Here is a 21,853-nt window from a genome sequence, read left to right as displayed (position 1 = left end):
GCAAGATGTGGAAGTGGTGTGAGCCATTAAGCTAACTTGTACTAATTACCCGTGAGGCTTAACCATACAACGCCAAACGCGTTTTGTGACAGAAACAAGCGACAGAAGTTAATAGCTAAAGTAGATAGATACTTGAGACTTAAAAAATATTATCAGATATTTTCCAAATTTATGAGGTGATTCTTAGCGCGTAGCGTTAAAGTAAGGCACCTTGCGCAAAGAAAAAAGAAGCACTACGTGCTTGTCATTACTCCTTTGCACCTAATTTGCTTGGTAACCATAGCGTTTTGGACCCACCTGACCCCATGCCGAACTCAGTAGTGAAACGAAACAGCGCCGATGATAGTGTAGCATTTGCTATGTGAAAGTAGGACATTGCCAGGCTCCAAATTCAGTCGAAGGACTTAAAGCTTAATAAATAAAAATAAGAAAATTGAACAGAATTTTCTTGGTAACCATAGCGTTTTGGACCCACCTGACCCCATGCCGAACTCAGTAGTGAAACGAAACAGCGCCGATGATAGTGTAGCATTTGCTATGTGAAAGTAGGACATTGCCAGGATTCAAATTAAAGAAACCCGTTACAGCGATGTAACGGGTTTTTTGCTGTCTGGGGTTTAATAAAAAGCCAAGATCTCATGCTAACTCAGTCTTTGTAATGCCCGCCCTTGTAAATCCTTTGAGTCATAACATTAGTATCCTTATAGAAAGCTAAGCCATTATAGGCAAAGTCACGGCGCACATCGTGCTGAGTGTAATCAGTTTATAGCCCCGCAAAATGATTAAGGCTTATTGCGGATTAGTATTACTTTGATATAGAAAATATCACTTTGAAAATAAACATTAAGTTCATGCATATCTGCTATTTTATTCATGTAACATAGCTAGGCGTGCAGAAGTTGTGCGTGTTAAAATCAAATTTTTATAAATGCCAAAATAGAGGTGTCAATTGCCCACTGCTGACTACCAAACTGTACTAGATGAAATAGCACACGAAGTGCGCCCTTTGTTATCACAAGGTAAGGTTGCGGACTATATACCTGCACTTGCTGAGGTTTCTAGCGAGCAGTTTTCTATTGCTATTTATACCACTGATGGCGAAACCATTTGTGCAGGGGATTGCTCAAAACGTTTTACTATTCAGTCAGTTTCTAAAGTAATGACGCTTACAATGGCGCTACAGCGCTATGGCGATGAACTATGGCATCGGGTAGGTAAAGAGCCCTCAGGAACCGCGTTTAATTCTCTTACGCAGTTAGAGTTCGAAAAAGGTGTGCCACGTAACCCTTTCATTAATGCTGGTGCGATTGTGACGTGCGATGCTTTGTACAGTCGATTATCAGCACCTCGCCACTCAATGCTTGAAACGTTTAGGTTACTGGCAGGTAATAGTGCAATAGTGATTGATAAAAAAGTGGCCAATTCTGAGTATGAGTTTAGGCATAGAAATGCGGCAATGGCGCATTTAATGAAGTCGTTTGGTAATTTTGAGAATGACGTCGATGATGTACTTTGGTCTTACTTCAATTTTTGTGCGATTGAGCTTAACTGTATTGAGTTAGCTAGAGCGTATAACTTCTTAGCGAATAAAGGGGTTGATTACAGCTCGGGTAAGCGCGTTTTGAGTAGTCGCCAGAATAAACAATTAAATTCGATTTTATTCACCAGCGGCTTATATGATGCGGCAGGTGACTTTGGCTACAGAGTGGGAATGCCGGGTAAGTCGGGTGTGTCAGGCACTATATTAGCGGTATTACCGGGTAAGTTTACAGTGGCAGTATATTCACCAGGGTTAAATGAATTTGGTAACTCGGTGGCGGGGATAGCAGCATTAGAGCTGCTATCTAAAAAGCTCGATATTTCGATTTTCTAAAATACCGCAATAGGGAGCACGTAAAGCTCCCTATTTATTGATCCCAGTACACTTGCTCTAGGCAGTCTTCGCGCTCTGGCAACCCACGTGATAAACGTGGAGAGTGCTGCACTAATACCTCGTAACTTGCGCGGTTAGCGTACTTACTAATTTGTGCAAGAGAAGAGTAGGTAATGGCCTTTTGTTCGTGTTTTGCTGAGTTAGCGACATTTAACTTATGATAAACGTTTGCTGATAAATCGTGTAACACGGCAGCCAACGCACAATCGCCAGCACCATTGGTGTTTTTGATTGAATCAGGCCCACCCATGAATGGCGCCGTATGGCTATACGCTTTTATCGGGTTTTCGCAATCGGATTTTTTCATTGCACGAGAAAACTCATAGCGATTAAAATCGGCAATGGCACCTGGTAATAGTGGGTACTCGGTTGCACGCTTAAAGCTCTCATCAACGTAACCGGCCATAAATAAGCCTTTTTCGCCAGCGGTACAAATAACTAAGTCTACCCAGTCAAGTGCTTTGTCTGCGGCTAATAATGGGTCTTCAAAGCCAGTAATTGCTAGCCCTTCTTCTTCGTTCATGGCAAGTATATCGACATGCTCGTTTACAAAGTTAGCCCACCAGGTTGGATCTTGCTCAATTAAAAACTTAGTGCCGAGTGTTAAAACTACCGGTACACCTGCATCGTTAGCGTATTTAACTGCTTGCATGGTTGCTTCAGTCATTGTTTCATCACCCTGTGTACGCATTAGGTAGGCGCTGATCACAAGTGCTGATGACTGCTCAATTAAGTGTTTATCGATAGACTCAGGCTTTAAGTGATTCATTAAACCGGCGCTAATTGCGAATGTACGCTCGCCTGTTTCATCAATTAAGGTAAAACAACGGCCAATAGGGCCATCTACAGGTTGTAAATAGTCTAAATCAACGCGGCTTGATGTGTTACATAAAAAGCGGTAGGCATAGCTGCCAATTTTTATGTTTTCACTCATAACACCGAGCAATACTGAACGGTCATCTGCTAGTACAGAGTAGTTATGCATTGTGTTACCAATGGTGCCACCGGCAAATTCGTAATCAACCATGTCGTTTAGTTTTAAACGGTCGTAAAGTGCGTTAGTAATATCGCTATCAATAACTTGCGACATTCCTCGGCGAAGTTGAAACTCGTCTAAAAAAGCCTGATCGACTTTGGCTTCAATATCAACAACGATCTGATCGATACCCGTAATGTAGCTACGTTGTAATCGCTCAGTTGCGTTTAGCTGATTAGTAAGTGGATCTTTAGCTTCCACTGGAAAATAATGTTTATGTCTGCGGCGTCCAGGAAATTTCATTTGCTACCTGTGTTGTGAGCTAAATAAAAAAAGCGTGAGATTATAGCGTAAATCACACTCTATGAGCCACGATAAACCACATTATTTTGTTTTATTTTTGCAATAATTTAATCAATTACGCATTTTAAACAGGCAAGTTGATATAATAGCGAAAGAAAATTTATTTAAAGTAAGCACTATGAACGATCTTAAAAGCGATGAGTATTGGATGGAGCAGGCATTAGTTTATGCCAATAAGGCGCAGCAATTGGGCGAAATTCCGGTAGGAGCTGTCCTTGTGAAAGAGAACACGCTTATTGCAGCGGGTTATAATCGTTCAATTACTGATAACGACCCCTCTGCGCACGCCGAAATGATTGCAGTGCGTGAAGGAGGGAGAGCTTTAAATAATTACCGTTTAATTGATTGCACTTTGTACGTTACGTTAGAGCCATGCTCTATGTGTGCGGGGCTGTTAGTGCATAGCAGAATAAAGCGCCTCGTGTACGGTGCGCCAGATGCTAAAACAGGCTCGGCTGGGTCTATTATGAACTTATTGCAAGAGCCGAGGCTGAACCATCAGGTAGAGGTATTAGGTGGGGTGCTTGGTCAAACCTGTGGTAGTACTATTTCGGCGTTTTTTAAACAACGCCGAGAACAAATTAAAGCGGCTAAAAAAGCAGCTCGCCAAATTAGTGACTAGTTAACCTTATTTGAATCTACTTCTATCATTTGCTGCATAGCAAACATACGACGACGCCAAATAATTTTTTTATGTAAGTTACGTAGCATAATACGACGTCTGGTGGCTGTTGAATGAATAATATTGCGTTTTAGTTTTTGCGTGCGTCTACGTTTTAGCATGTGTTCTCCTAATGCGTGAGAGTGAGAAAGGCACAAGATATATATTAAAAATCAGGTAAATATACTATAAACACACATTAGTGATCATTTCATGACAAGTAAACAGATTTTTAATTTAGTTACTACAGTGGTTAGGCCTGAAGGGGAAATTAGCGCCTGCTAAAACGAGGAAAGAATCGTTTAATGCCCACATTTTAATGTTTCACAGGCCTGAGCAGCCCATTTAAAACGTAAATATAAACGCTTTACTGAGACTGCTGCGTGTTATTTTCACCTTGCTTACTTTTTTCTTCAGGTGAAAGTGAAGGGGTAGGTTCGGTTTTATCGTTGTTTACAGGCTTTTTGCTTGGTTGAGCTGCTTTTTCAACTTTAGGTGCTTCAGGTTCTGATTCAGGTACTGGCTCTGGCGCTAGGGCATTATTTTCATCAAGCCATACAAGTGCATCGTAATACCTGCGAATGTTATCAACATATTTTACCGCAACATCGCCACGTGCATAGCCGTAACGGGTTTTACGGTAATAACGTTTTTTGATTAAAAGTGGTAAGCGCTTTTTAACATCGGCCCATTTATCAGGGCTCGCCCCTTGTTGTTCAGTAATAATGCGCGCGTCGTTAACGTGCCCCCAACCTACATTATAGGCTGCCAGTGCAAGCCAAGTTCTATCAGGCTGCGGGATTCTATCGGGGATGCGTTTAACGAGCTTAGCTAAGTATTTAGCTCCGCCACGGATGTTTTGCTCTGGCTCTAACCTATTTGTTACGCCCACCTGTTTAGCGGTACTGCGTGTCAGCATCATAATGCCTCTCACACCTGTAGGCGATTTAGCGCGAGGGTTCCACATAGATTCCTGGTAGCTAAGCGCAGCAAGTAAGCGCCAGTCAAGGCTACCTGCATATTGCTCAAACCAAGGCCTGTAAGTGGGGAGTGTTTCTTTTATAGCTTCTATGTATGCAAGCGTATTAACGTAGTTAAACTGGCGTACGTGCCCAAAGTACTTTTCTTCGAGCACATACAGCTGGTTACTTTGTTTTACGTCACCAAAAAAGGGCACTAGCAGTGCATAAAGCGAATCATCTTTTGATTTATTAAGGATCCAAGCTATGGGGTCATTCCGGGTAACTGAAAAGCCAATACTTAAATTTGGGTGGTAACGTCTAAACAGCGAAAGCGTGTGTGAGTCGGCGAGGGTGTAATCTATTTCGCCATCGATAACGGCTTGTAAAAGCTCCTCTTCATCGAGCTCTTCAGTTTCTTGCCAGGTTAAATCTGGGTTACTCTTTTTTATTTTTTGTAAGGTTAAAGAGTGGCTACTTTTGGCTATAACTGTAAAGTTTCCATCAAGGTCGTCAAATTCACGTGGGCGAACTCGACCTTGTTTATAAACCAACTTTTGGCTAATTGTTCTGTAAGTGGGACCATAGCGATATTGCTGTGCACGTACTTTGTTGTAGGTAAGTCCTGAGGCTATTAAGTCTAAATCGCCGCTTTCAAGGCGCTCAAACATATCGGATAAATTAAAAAACGGCACTATTTCTAGTTCAACACCTAGGTAGTCGGCAAAAGCTTGAGATAGCTCGTATTCAAAACCTTGCTCGCCTTGCACGGCTTGGTAGTAATTGCTGGCACTGGCAAGGGTACCTACACGTATTTTATTTTGTGCTTTAATTTGGGCAAGTTGAGTTTGTTGCTCCTGCATATTACACGCACACAACAACGTAACTAAAGTGATGATAATTATTAGCTTTTCTTTCAACATTAACCGCCCCATAAAGCTCATACCCCGTTATACCAAAACTTCACTATGGCGTCACTTAGCGTTTAGCTTTTATTGGTAATTTTGCTGCTGTTTATATAAATAAAAAGTTAATTTTCTGAAAAGCGCAATTTGGAGTTAAAACTCGGTGCTACATAGACTATAATGCCCGCCTAAAATATCGTTCAATCCCTAACCCCGGATGAAATTATCTATGTTGATCCTTCGTGGTGCACCAGCACTTTCAGAGTTCAGAGTTAATAAAATTTTAGCGCGTTGCAAACTATCGCAACTTCCAGTCACCAATGTATATGCCGAGTATGCACATTTTGCCGATTTAACCTCGCCTTTGAGTGTTGGTGAGCAAACTAAGCTTGAAAAACTACTTACTTACGGTCCAACTATTGCCGAGCATACCCCAGCTGGCACACTTATTTTAGTTACCCCTCGCCCTGGCACCATTTCACCATGGGCATCTAAAGCAACTGACATAGCGCATAACTGTGGCCTTAAACAGGTTCACCGTGTTGAGCGTGGTATTGCTTATTACGTAGAAGGTGAACTAAGTGCAGAGCAGCTTGCTCAAGTAACGGCGTTATTACACGACCGTATGACTGAGGCAACGCATAGCGAACTTGCTTCTGCAGCGCAGTTATTCCGCAATGACTCACCTCGCGAAATGTCATCAGTTGACATTTTAGGTGGCGGGCGCGAAGCATTGGCTGCGGCAAACGTTGAACAAGGTTTTGCGCTTGCTGATGACGAGATAGACTACTTAGTAGAAAACTTTAAAAAGTTAGGCCGTAACCCTAACGACATAGAGTTATTTATGTTTGCGCAAGCAAACTCAGAGCATTGCCGTCATAAAATATTTAATGCTGATTGGACAATCGATGGTATTGAGCAGCCTAAATCACTGTTTAAAATGATCAAAAATACATTTGAGCACAATCCTGAAAATGTGCTGTCGGCGTACAAAGATAACGCAGCAGTAATGAAGGGCTCAAAAGCGGGTCGTTTCTTCCCGAATGCGCAAGGTGAATATGCGTATCATCAAGAAGACATAGAAATTTTAATGAAGGTAGAAACCCATAACCACCCAACAGCTATAGCACCATTTTCTGGTGCGGCTACAGGCTCAGGTGGTGAAATTCGCGATGAAGGCGCAACAGGCCGCGGCTCTAAGCCAAAAGCGGGTTTAGTTGGTTTTACTGTTTCTAACTTACGTATTCCAGGTTACGAGCAACCGTGGGAAAGCGACTTTGGTAAACCTAATCGTATCGTAAATGCGCTTGATATTATGATGGACGGCCCTTTAGGCGGCGCGGCATTTAATAATGAGTTTGGACGTCCTAACTTATTAGGCTACTTCCGTACCTACGAAGAAAAAGTAACAAGTCACAATGGTGAAGAGGTGCGTGGTTACCACAAGCCTATTATGCTTGCTGGTGGTTTAGGTAATATTCGTGCTGATCATGTTCAAAAAGGGGATATTCCAGTAGGTGCAAAACTTATTGCACTAGGTGGCCCTGCAATGAACATTGGTTTAGGCGGCGGTGCAGCATCAAGCATGGCATCGGGCCAATCAAACGAAGATTTAGATTTTGCTTCTGTACAGCGTGAAAACCCAGAAATGGAACGCCGTTGCCAAGAAGTGATCGATAAGTGTTGGCAACTAGGGGATGAAAACCCAATTGCGTTTATACACGATGTAGGCGCCGGTGGTTTATCTAATGCGTTTCCTGAGCTTGTAGATGATGGTGGCCGTGGTGGTAAATTCCAACTACGTGATATTCCTAACGATGAGCCGGGCATGGCCCCACACGAAATTTGGTGTAACGAATCGCAAGAACGTTATGTACTGGCTGTTGCTGTTGAAGATTTTGATCGCTTTGAAGCAATTTGTAAGCGCGAACGTGCGCAGTACGCAGTAATAGGTGAAGCCACAGAAGAGCGCCACTTAACTGTTGCCGACAGCCACTTTGATAACAGCCCTGTTGATTTGCCGCTTGATGTATTATTAGGTAAAGCACCTAAAATGCATCGCGATGTAACTTCAAAGCAAGTTACCGGTAAGGCAATTGATGCAGAGTCGATTGATATAGCTGAGGCTGCTCAGCGTTTACTGCGCTTACCTACTATTGCAGAAAAAACATTCTTAATTACCATTGGCGATCGCTCGGTTACCGGTTTAGTAGCACGAGATCAAATGGTGGGCCCTTGGCAAGTACCTGTGGCTAACTGTGCAGTTACCGCAGCAACGTACGACACTTACCACGGTGAAGCTATGTCACTGGGTGAGCGCACGCCGGCAGCACTATTAAATTACGGTGCATCGGCGCGTTTAGCCGTGGCAGAGTCACTAACCAATATTGCCTGTGCCAACATTGGTAGCCTAGAGAACATTAAGCTATCGGCTAATTGGATGGCTGCAGCAGGTCACCCTGGTGAAGACGCCGGCCTTTACGAAGCTGTAAAAGCGGTAGGCGAAGAGCTTTGTCCTGCGCTTGGTTTAACTATCCCTGTAGGTAAGGATTCTATGTCGATGAAAACGACATGGAAAAACGAGGATGATACTGCTGAGCAATCAGTTACTTCTCCGTTATCACTTATTATTACTGCCTTTGGCCGTGTTGACGACGTGCGTAAAACAGTGACTCCGCAGTTACGTACTGATAAAGGCGATACATCACTTATTTTAGTTGACTTAGGTGCGGGTAAAAACCGACTGGGCGCATCAAGCCTTGCACAGGTTTACAAGCAGCTTGGTGATGTTACTCCAGATGTTGACAGCCCTGAGTTACTGAAAGGCTTTTACAATGCCATGCAAGCACTTGTCGCGGATAGCAAGCTACTTGCTTATCATGACCGCTCAGACGGTGGTTTATTTACTACTGTAACTGAAATGGCATTTGCTGGGCACACCGGTGTGACTGTTGATTTAGCTGGTTTAACCGGGACAGATCTAGAAGCGCTTTATAACGAAGAGCTTGGCGCGGTAATTCAAGTTGCTAACAGCGATTTAGATGCCGTAAATGCTGTATTTGAGCAACATGGTGTTGGTGCAATTAGCCACGTGATTGGCTCACTTAATAGCGACGATAGCATTGTATTTAACCGCGGTGAGCAAACAGTACTTAATCATACTCGTACTGAATTACGTACTATTTGGGCCGAAACAACGTACCAAATGCAAGCACGTCGTGATAACCCTGATTGTGCTAAGCAAGAGTTTGATGCCAAGTTTGATGCAAAAGATCCAGGCTTAAACGTAAAACTTAACTTTGACTTAAACGAAGATATAGCCGCACCGTACATTGCAACGGGCGCTAAGCCGCAAATGGCTATTTTACGTGAGCAAGGCGTTAACTCGCATTTAGAAATGGCTGCTGCGTTTAACCGTGCTGGTTTTGCCGCTGTTGATGTACACATGAGCGATATCCTCGAAGGGCGTTTAACCCTTGAGCAATTTAAAGGCTTAGTGGCATGTGGTGGTTTCTCTTATGGTGACGTATTAGGCGCCGGTGAAGGCTGGGCTAAGTCTATATTGTTTAACGATATGGCACGCGATCAGTTCCAAAACTTCTTCCATCGTGAAGACACCTTTAGCTTAGGTGTGTGTAATGGTTGTCAAATGTTATCAACATTGAAAGAGTTAATTCCGGGTACTGAGCATTGGCCACGTTTTGTAACAAATAAGTCAGAGCGTTTTGAAGCACGCTTTAGCTTAGTTGAAATACAAGAAAACCCGTCTGTATTCTTTAATGGAATGGCTGGGTCGCGTATGCCAATTGCTGTATCTCATGGTGAAGGCCATGCTGAGTTTGCAAACGATGCTGCCACTAAAGCTGCGCTTGAAAGCGGCACTGTTGCGGTTAAATTTGTAGATAACTACGGTAATCCGACAACGCAATACCCGGCTAACCCGAATGGTTCACCAGAGGGTATTACCGGTATTACCTCTACTGATGGCCGTGCCACTGTAATGATGCCGCACCCTGAGCGTGTGTTCCGCGCTGTTGCTAACTCGTGGCACCCAGATGAGTGGAAAGAGGATAGCCCATGGATGCGTATGTTCCGCAACGCACGTAAAAATGTAGGTTAAAAACGACATATACAAGTTAGATTCATAATCTAGCTGTAAAATAAAAAAGGCTGCACTGTGCAGCCTTTTTTGATTGCGTAGATTTAAAATTACGATAGTTTGTAAAGTATAAATAAAAGCTTATAAGGACAGTATGTTAAAGCGCGTTGGTTTAATTATGGGTGCTGTATTGCTAAGTATAGTTTTGCTTGGCTATGTATTTCGTTTGCCACTATTACAATGGGCTGTAGCGCCTGAGCTTGAAAAAGCGGGTGTTACCTTAAGCTGCTTAGATTTTTCGCTTACGAGTAAGTTAAATGTGCACGTACAAAAAGCCTGTTTAAGTTACCAAAATCAAGAGCTTGCTCTTACGGGAATTACTGCTAATACCAAGCATGTTAAAGTTAAACACGCAGTACTTAATGTAAATCCATTCCCTCAAACTAGTAAAACAAGCACTGCTGCCACAATTTTAGATTTAGCGCTTCCTGAAAAAAGGCCAACAATTACAGTTGAGCATTTAACTATACACAGTGCGCTTTTAAAGCGCCCGCTAATGCTAAATATCACCGAGCCCACGCTTAACCAGTTTGTAGTCAATGGTGATTTAAACGCTAGCGCAACGCTTTACAATAATAAGGTACAAGGGCAGCTTAAAGTTAATGATGGATTATTGAAGCAACTACTTAAAACAGATAATGAGTTATTAAGTGGACTTAGCTTTAATGCAGCGCAGGCATTTAGCTTTAACGGGGTAGAGGCAAGCCTTACTGGTGATTTACAAGCCCAGTATGACTATAAAATACAAAGCTGCGATATAACAAACAGCTCCAAAGGTGTGCTAAGTGCTACCTATAATTTAAATAGCCAAAACCTTGAGCTTGACCCAAGCAAGCTTAAAAACAATGTAAAACTTAGTAATAACTGCCAATCTCTTATTCCTGAAAGTGCCTACAAGTCATTTGCTGTAAAGCAGCTTCCACTTAATTGGCAATGGACTTTAGCTAAACCAATTAACTTTGCACATAACAACCTAACCTTACCGTTAATAACGCTCAAAAGCGCAGAGCAAGCCAAGCAAAATATAGATATAACGGTTACAGATACGTTTTTAAATACTGCAGCACCGTTACAAAGTGCACGCACACAGCTAAAAGTACAACTACATACAGATGAAATAGACGCTATAACGCTAAATACGCAGCTTAAAAACGCTCAATTAAGCGGTAATTACGATATTGCGCTTACCGCTTTGCCTGAATTTTTACCGGCTGAGGCTAATAATATTAAAGCCAAGGGGGACTTTACAGTCACTCAACTTATTGACTTTAAGCCCGAAGGTAGCGCACGTATTGAGTTTAGCGTTGATAGCGCAGCTGCTTATGGCAGCACTCTTAACGGCTACACAGGTAACCTTGAAGCAAGTATGAATGAAAAGCTCGATGCAAAAGTAACGCTTAAAAGTAAGCTTAAAAGCGTGCAATACAACGAATATAAACTCACCGGTATTAATAACACCCTTAGTGCAAGGGCAAGCTTAGGTGTGGGAGAATTATTTGCTCACTTAAATGCAAGCACCCAAATAAATACACTCACTAGTCCAAATGTCGATTTAAATACTATAAACGTAGCGTCAACTGGGCTGCAAAGTCGCGCGCTTGAAGCGTCTCATCATGTATTTGTAAATGGTGTTGAGCTGGTGGCCAATCACCATGTTTCAAAGGTAGCGCATCCGTTTGAAGTGATTATACCGCAGCAAAGTGTGCTTTCGTTAAATTCAATCGTTAGCCAATTTGAACCGTTAGCTCAGCTAACCCAAGGAAAATTGGGTGGGCGTATAAGTGGTGATGTGAATTTACAAAAAGCAAATTTTACTTTAACGATGACTGATACCAGTGCACTGTATAACGACTACTTAGCTAATCAATTTAGTATGCAGCTAGGTGGGCAGTACGATTCAGGGCAGCTTAATGTTGCCCCTACTACCTTTAATCTTAATGAATTACGTGCAGGCGCTGTAGTTAAAAGTATCACTGGTAATATTAAAGTGGTTAATAATAGCGCGCAGGCCTTTGATATTGAAGGCGATATTTTTGGTGGTAAATTTTCTTTAGATAAATACACGCTTTTAAAGCAGCAAACAGCTAATGTTACGTTTGAAAATGTTGATGCCAGTAAATTAATAACGCTTGACGATAAGTCGGGTATTACCCTAACAGGTAGGCTAAAAGGGTCGTTGCCATTTTATTTTGATGAAACAGGGGTTGAGGTAAAAAATGGCAGCCTAGCCAATCAAGGCCAAGGTAAGCTTATTATTAGTAATAACGAAGCGTTTGACGCTGTTATGCGCCAGCAACAAGAGTTACAACCTGTGCTTGGGTTGCTCAAAAACCTTGATATACAAAAACTTAATAGTACAGTAGCGCTTAAAAGTGATGGCTGGTTAAACTTAGGTGTTAACTTACAAGGCTTTAATGAGCCAGAGCAGCAACAAGTTAACTTTAATTATAATCACGAAGAAAACGTGTTTACGTTGCTAAGAGCGCTTAGACTGAGCGACGAAATAACGCAAAAAGTTGAGCAGCAATACTCTAAAAAAGGAAACTAATGATGAAAAATTTGTTGAGCATTAAGGCCGTTATTGCACTTGCTGCTATTAGCGCTTTAAGCGCATGTACCCACAGAGTAGAGGTGGCAGCGAAAGAGCCGATAACGATCAATCTAAATGTAAAAGTAGATCACGAAATTCGAGTAAAAGTAGATAAAGAACTCGATAACTTATTCAGTGACGACAGTGAATTATTTTAGGAGCTAAATGATGACTATAAAAAATAAATTAAGTATTGCTACTCTAGTAAGTGCGGTATGTTTGTCGTTTTCGGCGTGGGCTATTAGTTTAGATGATGCTAAAAACCAAGGCTTAGTGGGTGAAGATAGCTCAGGTTACTTAGGGCTTGTTGTACAAAACAGCGAGGCAAAAGCCGTGGTTGAGGAAATTAACGCTAAACGTAAAGCACAGTATTTAAAGTTGGCTAAAAAGAACGATTTATCGCTGGCACAAGTAGAAGCACTTGCAGCAGCTAAAACAATCGAAAAGACCAAAAGTGGCCACTATATTGAAGTGAATGGTAACTGGGTTAAAAAGTAATACAAGCAGCTAAACATATTACTTAAAAACCGAGCATTTAGGCGCTCGGTTTTTTTATATTTGCTAAAAGTTGCTGCCAAAAGTCAAATCCTTTGCGCCTTGCAAGCTTTATATTGTGCTCTGGTATAGATTCAGGCTCGTTATAGTGATCAAGCGCTTCGCTCATACTCAGTTCGCGAATTAAATGCAGTGTAGGGTAGGGTGCTCGGTTGGTGTAATTTGCGGCATCATCTTCATCGCTGCCGGCAAACACGTAATCGGGGTGAAAATTAGCAATTTGGTATTTACCTTCAAAGCCTTGTGCTACCAGTAAGGCATTGGCTAAATCGACTAAATCTAAAAAGTCTTCAAAATCGCTAAAGCCGTTATCAAACAGTATTAATGTGGTTTCGCGCTCTGGATTTTGATCAAGCTGCACACACTGCTCTAGCATGTCCATTACAGCGTCATCAATTTTTGTTGCAGGGCTAAGCACATAATGAATACAGTTATTTTCTACTTCTTTACGGGCAAATGGGCAAAAGTTATATTTTACAATAACGGATGATACCCACTCGCGGGTTTGGGCAATTGCTTGATGAGTCATGCTTTTGGCTCTAAATACTGATTTATAATGGTTAATGTTTTTTCAATGGCGCCTTGGTTTTTTACTACACATTGCTGCGCTTTAATACCCAAGCTTTGGCACGCTTTGGTGTTTTGGCTTAAATTAATTAATTGTTTAGCAAGCTCATCGGTATTTTCAACAACGACAGCCCCTTTAAGTTTAATTAGCTCAGGGTAGATATGATCAAAATTATACGTATGTGGGCCTGTAATAACACCAACCGAAAAAGCAGCAGCTTCTAGTGGGTTGTGCCCACCTCGGCGAATTAAACTGCCGCCTATGTAACTTACATTCGCTGCGCCATATAAACACTGTAGTTCGCCCAGTGTATCAGCTAATAGTACTTGCTCGTTTTGATAGTTATTGTTGCTGCGACGACTAAAGCTAAGTGGGCTTTGAGTTAGCGTATCGGCTACTTTATCAAATTGCTCTGGGTGGCGCGGTGCAATAACTAAAAGTGCATTAGGGTATTTTTTTAATAGCTGCTGATGGGCGTTTAATATCATTTCGTGTTCAAGCGGGTGAGTGGAGCCTGCCACCCATACAAAACGTTCTTTGGTTTTATATTCGGCTTTAAGATTTGCAACTTTAGTTAGTTGCTCATTGCTTGGCGTAATGTCGAACTTTATTGAGCCTGTAACATGGCTTTTTGAAGGGGGTAAACCAAGTTCAATAAAGCGCTTAGCATCATTTTTATTATGACTTGCAAGCACTGAAATTGAACGCATAATTATATGCGTTAACCCTGCCACCTTTTGATACCCCTGTTGCGATTTTTCGCTTAGGCGAGCATTAAGCACTAATACCGGAATATTCTTTTTATGGCTTATTGCCATTAAATTAGGCCACAGCTCAGTTTCTAAAATACACAGTGCCTGTGGATTTACGCGCTTTAAAAATCGAGCGCTCGAACCTGCAAAGTCTATAGGTAAATAACAACACGCCACGGTATTTTTAAATTGTTCACTAATTTGCGCACGCCCGGTAGGAGTATTGCAGGTAATAAGTATATTAAGCTGCGGGTGTTGTTTTTGCAGTGCTTTAATCAGTGGCGTTGCAGCAAGGACCTCACCTACAGAAGCGCAGTGGAACACAACCGGTTTAGCGCTATTATTAAATAAGTGTTTGCTAATAAAACCAAAGCGCTCTTTAAAGTGCGCGCGGTAGCCTTTATTTTTTTTACCTCTTAGTACATACAAGTAAAATACAATCAGTGGGCTAATTAAAATTAAAGCGAGTGAGTAAAAAATGCGTGCCATACTGAACTTTTATTAAGGTAAGTGGAGCTAGTTTAACGCGAAAGTGATAATTTCTGAACATGTGAAGCACTAAATTATAATTCAGTTCAGCTATATTCCCATAAAATACACACAACTAAATAAAACTATGGAATAATGGATTTAATTTTTTCCTGCCATTTCAGTTCCTAGAGGAATTTTTCATGTCAATTATCGATTCTGTGGCAACAAGCTACGTTGAAAGTTTAAACCGTCATCAAGCCTTATTTGAAACGATGGAGGCTTATCATCAAGAGTCTATGCAATTATTAGAAGCGTGCCACAGTGCATTGCAAGCTGGTGGTAAGGTTATTTGGTTTGGCAACGGCGGCAGTGCTGCCGATGCACAGCATTTAGCTGCCGAATTTGTTGTGCGTTATAAGTTAGAGCGTGGCCCGCTTGCCTCTATGGCGCTGACCACAGATACCTCAATATTAACTGCACACAGTAACGACTACCACTTTGATACGGTATTTGAACGCCAAGTTCAGGCTTTATGTAAACCAGAAGATTTAGTGATTGGTTTAACAACCTCAGGTACCAGCGCCAATATTAATTTAGCACTGGAAGCAGCTAACAAAATTGGCGCGTTTACGGTTGCCTTAACCGGTCGCGAGGGCGGTAAAGTAAAAGACATTGCTAAATTGCCCATTATTATAAAAAATGATGAAACAGCCCGTATCCAAGAGGCACATATGTTTATTGGCCATTGGTTATGTGAAGCTATCGATATGGTTGTTGCGGAGCAGCAGTAATGGATTTATCGCTATTAAAAAACTTATCTAAAGCGCGTATTTTAGTTGTCGGCGATGTCATGCTAGACCGATACTGGTATGGCGATACAGGGCGTATTTCGCCAGAGGCTCCAGTACCCGTTGTTAAAGTAAGCAAGTTTGAAGATAAAGCGGGTGGCGCTGCAAATGTTGCAAAAAACATTGCTAGGCTTGATGCCAAAGTGGGCTTACTTGGTTTAATTGGTGAAGATGAAAGCGGGCAAATTTTAGAAACTATTTTAAAGGGTGAAAAAATACATTCACAGCTTGTTAGTGTATGCGATTTACCCACTATTTCTAAAATGCGTGTAATTAGCCGTCATCAACAACTTGTGCGCCTAGATTTAGAAGAAACCTTTAGCGAGCAGCATAGCCAGTTGTTATTAAACCGTTTAGAGCTGGTGCTTGATGATTACGACTTTGTGGTATTTTCTGATTACAGCAAAGGCTCGCTGAGCTTAATTAAAGAAATGGTTAGCGTTGCTAAAGCGGCGGGTAAAACCGTGCTTATAGATCCTAAATCGCCCGACTTACACTTATACGAAGGCGCAGACTATATTACCCCTAATTTACATGAATTTAATTTGGCTGGGGGTAAAACAGGCTCTGAAGAAATATTAGCACAAAGCGCGCGTGAGCTAATTAGTAAAAATGGTATTAAAGCCATGCTACTTACACGCTCTGAGCAAGGTATGTCATTAATTAATGCCGATGAAAAACACGACTTTGCAGCGCAGCAGCTAGAAGTAAGTGATGTAACTGGCGCAGGCGATACTGTTATAGCCACGCTTGCGGTGATGCTCGGGGCAGGTATGGAGCCTAAAGATGCGGTAGAAATTGCTAATTTAGCCGCAGGCATTGTAGTAAGTAAATTGGGTGCGGCAACGGTTTCACCAGAAGAGCTTAGCCAAAAGCTTGGCCAATACTTACACACCAATGGCGAGCACTACCAAACTCCATTTGACGATGTATTGCAACACATTGAGTTTGCTAAGCAAAATGGCGAAACGATAGTGTTTACCAATGGCTGTTTTGATATTTTACACGCAGGCCACGTACGCTATTTAGCCCAAGCCAAAGCGCGTGGAGATAGACTCGTTGTTGGTTTAAATAATGATGATTCAATTACGCGTTTAAAAGGCCCTGAGCGCCCTATAAATCCACTTGATGAGCGCGCAATGGTATTAAGTGCACTTGCCTCTGTAGATTGGGTAATCCCCTTTGGCAGTGCAGACGAAAACGACACTCCCGCTAAATTAATCGAGCAAATAAGCCCCGATATTTTAGTTAAAGGTGGTGATTACACTGTAGAGCAAATAGCTGGCGCCGATCATGTGCTACGCCATGGTGGCAAAGTAGAAGTGCTGACATTTTTAGATGGTTGTTCAACCTCTAAGGTGATTAGCAAAATAAAGCAGTAATATTTGCTGATTAAATAAAAAAGGGTTGAAAACTGCGTTTTCAACCCTTTTTTTGTTATAAATAGCTGGCATTTAAAATGCTATTTTTAAATATACGGTTTAAAAATTATATTCGTACTTAGCAAACGCTGATGTGTCGTTTTCTGCGCCATCGTTGTTTGATGCAAAAGCGCCGAGCGTTAAGCGCCCACCCATAGCCAGCTGCCTGTAGCGTAGCTCAACTTGTTTTGAGTTATAACCGGTTTTGGTAATTGTATTACCTAAATCGGGGTTACTAGGGTAACGGTCGAGATTATCGCTGTTGTAATCCACACTACGTAGTTTTACTTGCCAGTCATCGCCATTTGAAAGCTGACCTAAAAGTGTTAATACCACTGACTGCGAATCATTATCAAAGGTTGAGCCAATAGTGCGACCGTGGTAACGATAGCCCGATTTATAATCGGAGTGTTCGTAGTAGCAGTTTTCATTGGTTGATTCGGCCGAGCACGATACGCCTGTGTCTATGTATTCAACGTTAACGAGCACATTTTGATTGTAAATGCGCTGCGTAGTTTGTACGCCAAATAAATACGCTCTGTCGGCTGGTTTGAATTGCGAGCTGGCATCTTCGCCAATTGTACTTGCGTAGATTGCATACGGGTGACTAAATAAAGTGTCAGACCAACGCACATCTATGCCTGCAAGCTGATTACCAATTTTAGACTCTAGTGAGCTACCACAATTTTCATTGCCATCAATACAATTAGTTTGCCCAGTAATAACATCAATAAAATCACCTGCTGAGCTTGGTTGGCCTTCACCGGCCCACTGCGCAGACCAGCTTAAAGCAATTTCAAGCTGTTGCATCGGGCGAAAGTTAACACGGCTACTCCAAAGCAGCGCATCAGGAATAACACGGGTCGATTCTAACTTTGCCATTTGCGCGGTAAAGCTCCATTGGCCTAGCCAACTTAACCAAGGCGTTTCAAACGCTGTGCTTTGCTCACGGGTTACACTTAGTGCCGGCAGTGGCTTTGCATTACCCGACATAATTAAACTGTTATCAACACCTGGGCCCCAAAACTGCTCTACGGCACCGGCTCTAAAAATCCAATTGCCCAAGCGGTAGGCTAAATAGCTATCGTCAAATGAGGTATCGTTACAATCTTCAAGTGCTTGTTCGTTAGTGGCTATATCATCGGTTGTTTTGCCATCAACTAAGCATTGTTTACCATCGTTACGGTAATTAATGGCTACCTTCGCCGCAAAGTTATCGCCAAGGTAGGCGTAGGCCGCAGAAAGCTCAGATTCTTGTGTGTTGGTTGCCCCAAAGCTGGTGGCTATAATTGGGTCTGATGCGGCAAACGCTGAGAGTTGTACACTGTGCGAGCTGCTGTTTTCTGACTTATAACGATGTTTTACACGAAGCAGTGCATCTTGCAGGCTGGGAGATAAAAGTTCAAGCTTGCTCGATTCTAGCTCGCCAATAAAGCTTTTCCACATTAGCGGGTAGGTGGTTACAGGCGCTAAAATAACACCGGCATCGGCCAGTTGTTGAATGTCGGCACGTAGACCGTAATCGTCTGGCTTTACCCAGGGCTCTGCAGTTACTGATGCGCTCATAGCGCAAAAAAGAGAAGAAAGTAGAAAGATTCTGTTTCGCAAAGTTCAGATCCTTGTGATTAAGATTGCGGCTAAGTTTACCAATCTAACATGGCTATTGCAGTAAATAATCTATTTTAGGGCGTTAAATTTGTGTATAAAAATGTAACCTAGCTATCGTAAAAACAATGGGATTGATATACTGCTGCGCAAATAGGAAATAGAGAATGCAATGAGCAACAAACGACTTTTATTTATACCCGTATCATCGCCACAAGGAATAGGTGAATACATGCGCTCGTTGTTGCTAGCCCAAAGCCTTGAGAGTGAATGTCTAGGTTCACTTACCATCCATTTTGTTTTAAATAAACACACGAACTACGCTAAAAACTGCCCATATGATACCACCTTGCTTGAGCGCTCTGCGACTAAAGAGCGCGATAAAGTGTGTGAAGTTATAGCCGATTTTAAACCTGACATTGTAATATTTGATTGTGCAGGGCGCGCTGCTCACATGAAAGCTGCAAAAAAAGTGGGTGCCAAAGTGGTGTTTATTTCTCAGCATGCGAAAAAGCGAGCGAAGGGCTTAAAACTTAACCGTATCAACTTAATTGATAGCCATTGGGTGGTACAGCCCGATTACTGCATTGAACCTCTGAGCTGGGCTGAAAAAGCTAAAATAGATGTGTTTTCTTTGGCTATGCCTAAAAATGTGGGCCCTTACATAGCATTTTCATCAGCGAACGATACCAAACAGGTGTTAAAAAAATATCAGCTTGATGAACAAGGCTACTTTATTGTGAGTGCAGGCTCTGGCGGTCATGTACTAGATAATCAAAACTGTGCAGATGTATTTTTTGCCGCCGCAGAGCAAATTTCATTGCAAACAGGGTTAAAGGCGGTGGTGGTATTTGGCCCTAATTATGATAAAGCGTTGCCAGCATCAAATACTGTTATAAATTTGGATACGTTAGAAAATAGTGAGTTTTTGTCGCTTATGGAGCAAGCTAAATTTGCGTTGTTAAGTGCTGGCGACACCCTATTGCAGGCGATTGCTGTTAAAACGCCTGCTGTGGCATGCGCTATATCAAAAGATCAAACACAGCGCCTAGCAAGTTGCGCCACAACTGGCGTGGTAATTAAAGCAAACTTTGAGATTGAAGACATAGTAAATAAAGTCAGTGCTTTACTAATAGAGCCGCATTTTAACCAGCTACTAGAAAAATATTCTTTGCTTGAAAGCGCCCATAGCTATGAAGAAATAACGCAAGGGGTTAAAAGCATGCTGATGGTTGCCCATAGATGAATATAGTGATTGTAATAGACTCGTTAGCGGGTGGCGGCGCCGAAAAAGTGATGCTAACCCTTGCTCAGCAGCTAGTAAAAACGCATAGCGTTACTATTTTATCGTTGGCTAATAAATATGAATACACGATCCCTGCGAATATAAAGGTTGAAAGTCTATTCAGTGATAAAGCCACTAAAGTGGATCGTTTTTGGAAAATAAACAAAAGTGTAGCAAAGCTAGAGGCGTGGTTTAATAACAAACAAAAACAAATTGGCCCCATAGATTTAGTGCTTAGCAATTTAGATAGAAGCAATAACCTATTGGCTAAAAGCCAGATTAAAAATGTTCACTTTGTTATGCATAACTCTGTTAATGCAGAGCTAGCGAGGCAAAAAAAGTTAGGCCCGTTTTCTTATTACTATCTTAAAAAGTCAAAGCAAAACTTAAACGGAAAATCCTTGGTGTGCGTGTCTAAAGGGGTAGAGCAAGAAATTACCCAAGGGCATTTAATTAGCCCAAGCGCTATCACAACTATTTATAATCCCTTTAATTTAGTGGATATAAAACGGCTCTCAGATGAGGTTAATACGCAAATTCCGCAATCGCCGTATGTTATTCATGTAGGGCGGTTAGCTAAACAAAAGCGCCACGATATTTTATTTTCGGCATTTGCAAAGCTTGATAAAAAATACAAATTAGTCCTTTTATGTAATAAGCCTAGCAAAGCATTTAAGCTTGCAAAAACGTATGGTATTGAGGGACAACTTATAGTGCCAGGGTTTGAACAAAATCCGTATAACTGGATTAAGCAGGCTGAGGCATTAGTATTAAGCTCTGATTTTGAAGGGCTCCCTACAGTGTTAATTGAAGCATTAGCTGTTGGCACGCCTGTAGTAAGTACTAACTGTACGTTTGGACCGAGCGAAATTTTAACAAACGACTTGGCTAAATATTTAGCGCCTGTAGGGCATAGCGATGAGCTAGCGGCTAAAATTGAGCTGGTTTTAAACGCTAAGCCTAATGTAGATAATGCCGACATTTTACTAAAGGTAACGGCCGAACAAGTTGCTAAGCAATACCTAGCTTTGTGTGGTTAATTGCTCTTTATAAATAGCCAATAAAGTTTGCCAGTCATTACTTTGCCAATAAAAAGCGTTGTTACGTCCTTGCTCTTTTAAAAATGAGCGCTCTAAACGTGCCATATTACTTTGTTGCCATTGCTTGTTAGGTGGTTTTATTTCGCCGCGATCAAAGTCGATAATATAAACCTCGCCCGTTTCATTAAATAAAATATTATTTATATTCAAATCAGCGTGGTACACACCTTTTGAGTGAAATAGCGCAACAGTATTGGCAGTGCGCTTGAGCTCATTTTCTGTTAGTGGGCGTTCAATTAAAATATCCAGCAGGCTTTTAGCCCCTTTTACAGCCTCTGTAATTATATCGCCACGATAAATTAAGCCAGAGGTTGTTACCTTGGCGGCAATGGGTTTGGGTACATTTAAGCCAAGCTCAATAAGCTTTATCATTAAGCTGAACTCATTAAACACACGGGTGTTTTTAAGCCCAGGGTAGAGGTACTGATCGCTTAACAACTTGCCAACTAAACCGCCGCGCCAATAGTGCCTAAGTACAGCGGTTAAATCATCGTGTTTAAAAAACCAGGCTGTGGCGCGGCCTTTTTTAGCACCGACTATTTTATTTTGCTGTTGCCAATAATCTGCATCAAACCAGTTTAAATCAACCTCGTTAAAATAATCTGGGTGGCTTAAAATAGTGTGCTTACCTTGCGTTAGTGTTTTAAACATAGCTCGTTAAAATAATTCAATAATGCGTGTATATTAACGTGTTTTATAGCG

The 21,853-nt window shown here is 41.8% G+C and carries 17 protein-coding genes and 2 rRNA genes; 12 read left to right on the top strand and 7 right to left on the bottom strand.

Annotated elements, in window-relative coordinates; genetic code table 11:
* Positions 1-269 precede the first annotated feature (269 nt).
* From rrf (PSH50_RS04940) to glsB, 3 genes are all read left to right on the top strand, one after another.
* Positions 270-384, top strand: a 5S ribosomal RNA gene (gene rrf, locus PSH50_RS04940).
* 63 nt (positions 385-447) lie between these two features.
* Positions 448-562: ribosomal RNA gene (gene rrf, locus PSH50_RS04935) — 5S ribosomal RNA — on the top strand.
* A 387-nt stretch (positions 563-949) separates the two neighbouring features.
* Positions 950-1,873, top strand: a complete 924-nt coding sequence (gene glsB / locus PSH50_RS04930; protein WP_004588579.1) for a glutaminase B — start codon at positions 950-952, stop codon at positions 1,871-1,873.
* A gap of 34 nt (positions 1,874-1,907) precedes the next feature.
* Here glsB and PSH50_RS04925 read toward each other — a convergent pair whose 3' ends face one another.
* A complete protein-coding gene (locus PSH50_RS04925; RefSeq protein WP_004588578.1) occupies positions 1,908-3,212 on the bottom strand; it encodes an inosine/guanosine kinase in 1,305 nt (434 codons plus the stop codon).
* A 178-nt stretch (positions 3,213-3,390) separates the two neighbouring features.
* Between PSH50_RS04925 and tadA the strand changes: the two genes are divergently transcribed.
* Positions 3,391-3,894 carry a tRNA adenosine(34) deaminase TadA gene (gene tadA, locus PSH50_RS04920; protein ID WP_273586268.1) on the top strand — a complete coding sequence of 168 codons (504 nt, stop codon included), beginning with the start codon at positions 3,391-3,393 and terminating at the stop codon, positions 3,892-3,894.
* Here tadA and PSH50_RS04915 read toward each other — a convergent pair.
* Together PSH50_RS04915 and mltF are read right to left on the bottom strand one after the other, a co-directional pair.
* A complete protein-coding gene (locus PSH50_RS04915; protein ID WP_164488074.1) occupies positions 3,891-4,055 on the bottom strand; it encodes a hypothetical protein in 165 nt (54 codons plus the stop codon). The genes tadA and PSH50_RS04915 overlap by 4 nt on opposite strands.
* A 245-nt stretch (positions 4,056-4,300) precedes the next feature.
* Entirely contained in the window at positions 4,301-5,815 is a 1,515-nt protein-coding gene (gene mltF, locus PSH50_RS04910) for a membrane-bound lytic murein transglycosylase MltF (RefSeq protein WP_273586267.1), read from the bottom strand.
* 211 nt (positions 5,816-6,026) lie between these two features.
* Between mltF and purL the strand changes: the two genes are divergently transcribed.
* The 4 genes from purL (at position 6,027) to PSH50_RS04890 (ending at position 13,044) form a co-directional block, all read left to right on the top strand.
* Positions 6,027-9,917 (top strand): phosphoribosylformylglycinamidine synthase, encoded by a 3,891-nt coding sequence (gene purL, locus PSH50_RS04905; RefSeq protein WP_273586266.1) that lies wholly within the window; start codon positions 6,027-6,029, stop codon positions 9,915-9,917.
* A gap of 133 nt (positions 9,918-10,050) precedes the next feature.
* Entirely contained in the window at positions 10,051-12,504 is a 2,454-nt protein-coding gene (locus PSH50_RS04900) for a YdbH domain-containing protein (RefSeq protein ID WP_273586265.1), read from the top strand.
* Positions 12,505-12,506: 2 nt separating this feature from the next.
* Complete coding sequence (locus PSH50_RS04895) at positions 12,507-12,704, top strand: YnbE family lipoprotein (protein ID WP_004588572.1); 198 nt, start codon at positions 12,507-12,509, stop codon at positions 12,702-12,704.
* Positions 12,705-12,714: 10 nt separating this feature from the next.
* Positions 12,715-13,044, top strand: a complete 330-nt coding sequence (locus PSH50_RS04890) for a YdbL family protein (protein ID WP_004588571.1) — start codon at positions 12,715-12,717, stop codon at positions 13,042-13,044.
* Between the two features lie 37 nt (positions 13,045-13,081).
* Here the strand turns inward: PSH50_RS04890 and PSH50_RS04885 are convergent, their stop codons facing one another.
* Positions 13,082-13,630: a DUF1415 domain-containing protein gene (locus tag PSH50_RS04885; protein WP_273586264.1), complete on the bottom strand. Its 549-nt coding sequence runs from the start codon at positions 13,628-13,630 to the stop codon at positions 13,082-13,084.
* Positions 13,627-14,910, bottom strand: coding sequence for a lipid IV(A) 3-deoxy-D-manno-octulosonic acid transferase (waaA, locus tag PSH50_RS04880; RefSeq protein WP_273586263.1), 1,284 nt, complete (start codon positions 14,908-14,910; stop codon positions 13,627-13,629). Before waaA ends, PSH50_RS04885 begins: the two co-directional genes overlap by 4 nt.
* 182 nt (positions 14,911-15,092) lie before the next feature.
* Between waaA and PSH50_RS04875 the strand changes: the two genes are divergently transcribed.
* Complete coding sequence (locus tag PSH50_RS04875; protein WP_004588568.1) at positions 15,093-15,683, top strand: SIS domain-containing protein; 591 nt, start codon at positions 15,093-15,095, stop codon at positions 15,681-15,683.
* Complete coding sequence (hldE, locus tag PSH50_RS04870) at positions 15,683-17,122, top strand: bifunctional D-glycero-beta-D-manno-heptose-7-phosphate kinase/D-glycero-beta-D-manno-heptose 1-phosphate adenylyltransferase HldE (protein WP_029773562.1); 1,440 nt, start codon at positions 15,683-15,685, stop codon at positions 17,120-17,122. Before PSH50_RS04875 ends, hldE begins: the two co-directional genes overlap by 1 nt.
* Positions 17,123-17,221: 99 nt before the next feature.
* On the opposite strand, the gene PSH50_RS04865 is transcribed toward hldE, so the two are convergent.
* Positions 17,222-18,727 carry a capsule assembly Wzi family protein gene (locus tag PSH50_RS04865; RefSeq protein WP_273586269.1) on the bottom strand — a complete coding sequence of 502 codons (1,506 nt, stop codon included), beginning with the start codon at positions 18,725-18,727 and terminating at the stop codon, positions 17,222-17,224.
* Positions 18,728-18,938: 211 nt separating this feature from the next.
* Here PSH50_RS04865 and PSH50_RS04860 point away from each other — a divergent pair, with 211 nt between their 5' ends.
* Both PSH50_RS04860 and PSH50_RS04855 read left to right on the top strand, forming a co-directional pair.
* Positions 18,939-20,012, top strand: a complete 1,074-nt coding sequence (locus PSH50_RS04860) for a glycosyltransferase family 1 protein (RefSeq protein ID WP_273586262.1) — start codon at positions 18,939-18,941, stop codon at positions 20,010-20,012.
* A complete protein-coding gene (locus PSH50_RS04855) occupies positions 20,009-21,091 on the top strand; it encodes a glycosyltransferase (RefSeq protein ID WP_273586261.1) in 1,083 nt (360 codons plus the stop codon). The genes PSH50_RS04860 and PSH50_RS04855 overlap by 4 nt, the downstream gene beginning before the upstream one ends.
* Here the strand turns inward: PSH50_RS04855 and PSH50_RS04850 are convergent.
* On the bottom strand, positions 21,074-21,802 hold the full coding sequence (locus tag PSH50_RS04850) for a 3-deoxy-D-manno-octulosonic acid kinase (protein ID WP_273586260.1): 729 nt from the start codon (positions 21,800-21,802) through the stop codon (positions 21,074-21,076). The genes PSH50_RS04855 and PSH50_RS04850 overlap by 18 nt on opposite strands.
* Positions 21,803-21,853: the final 51 nt, after the last annotated feature.

The organism is Pseudoalteromonas sp. Angola-7 (genome assembly GCF_028599255.1).
Classification (GTDB): domain Bacteria; phylum Pseudomonadota; class Gammaproteobacteria; order Enterobacterales; family Alteromonadaceae; genus Pseudoalteromonas; species Pseudoalteromonas atlantica.
The sequence above is the reverse complement of the archived record's forward strand: the minus strand, read 5'-3'. Positions and strand labels throughout refer to the sequence as shown.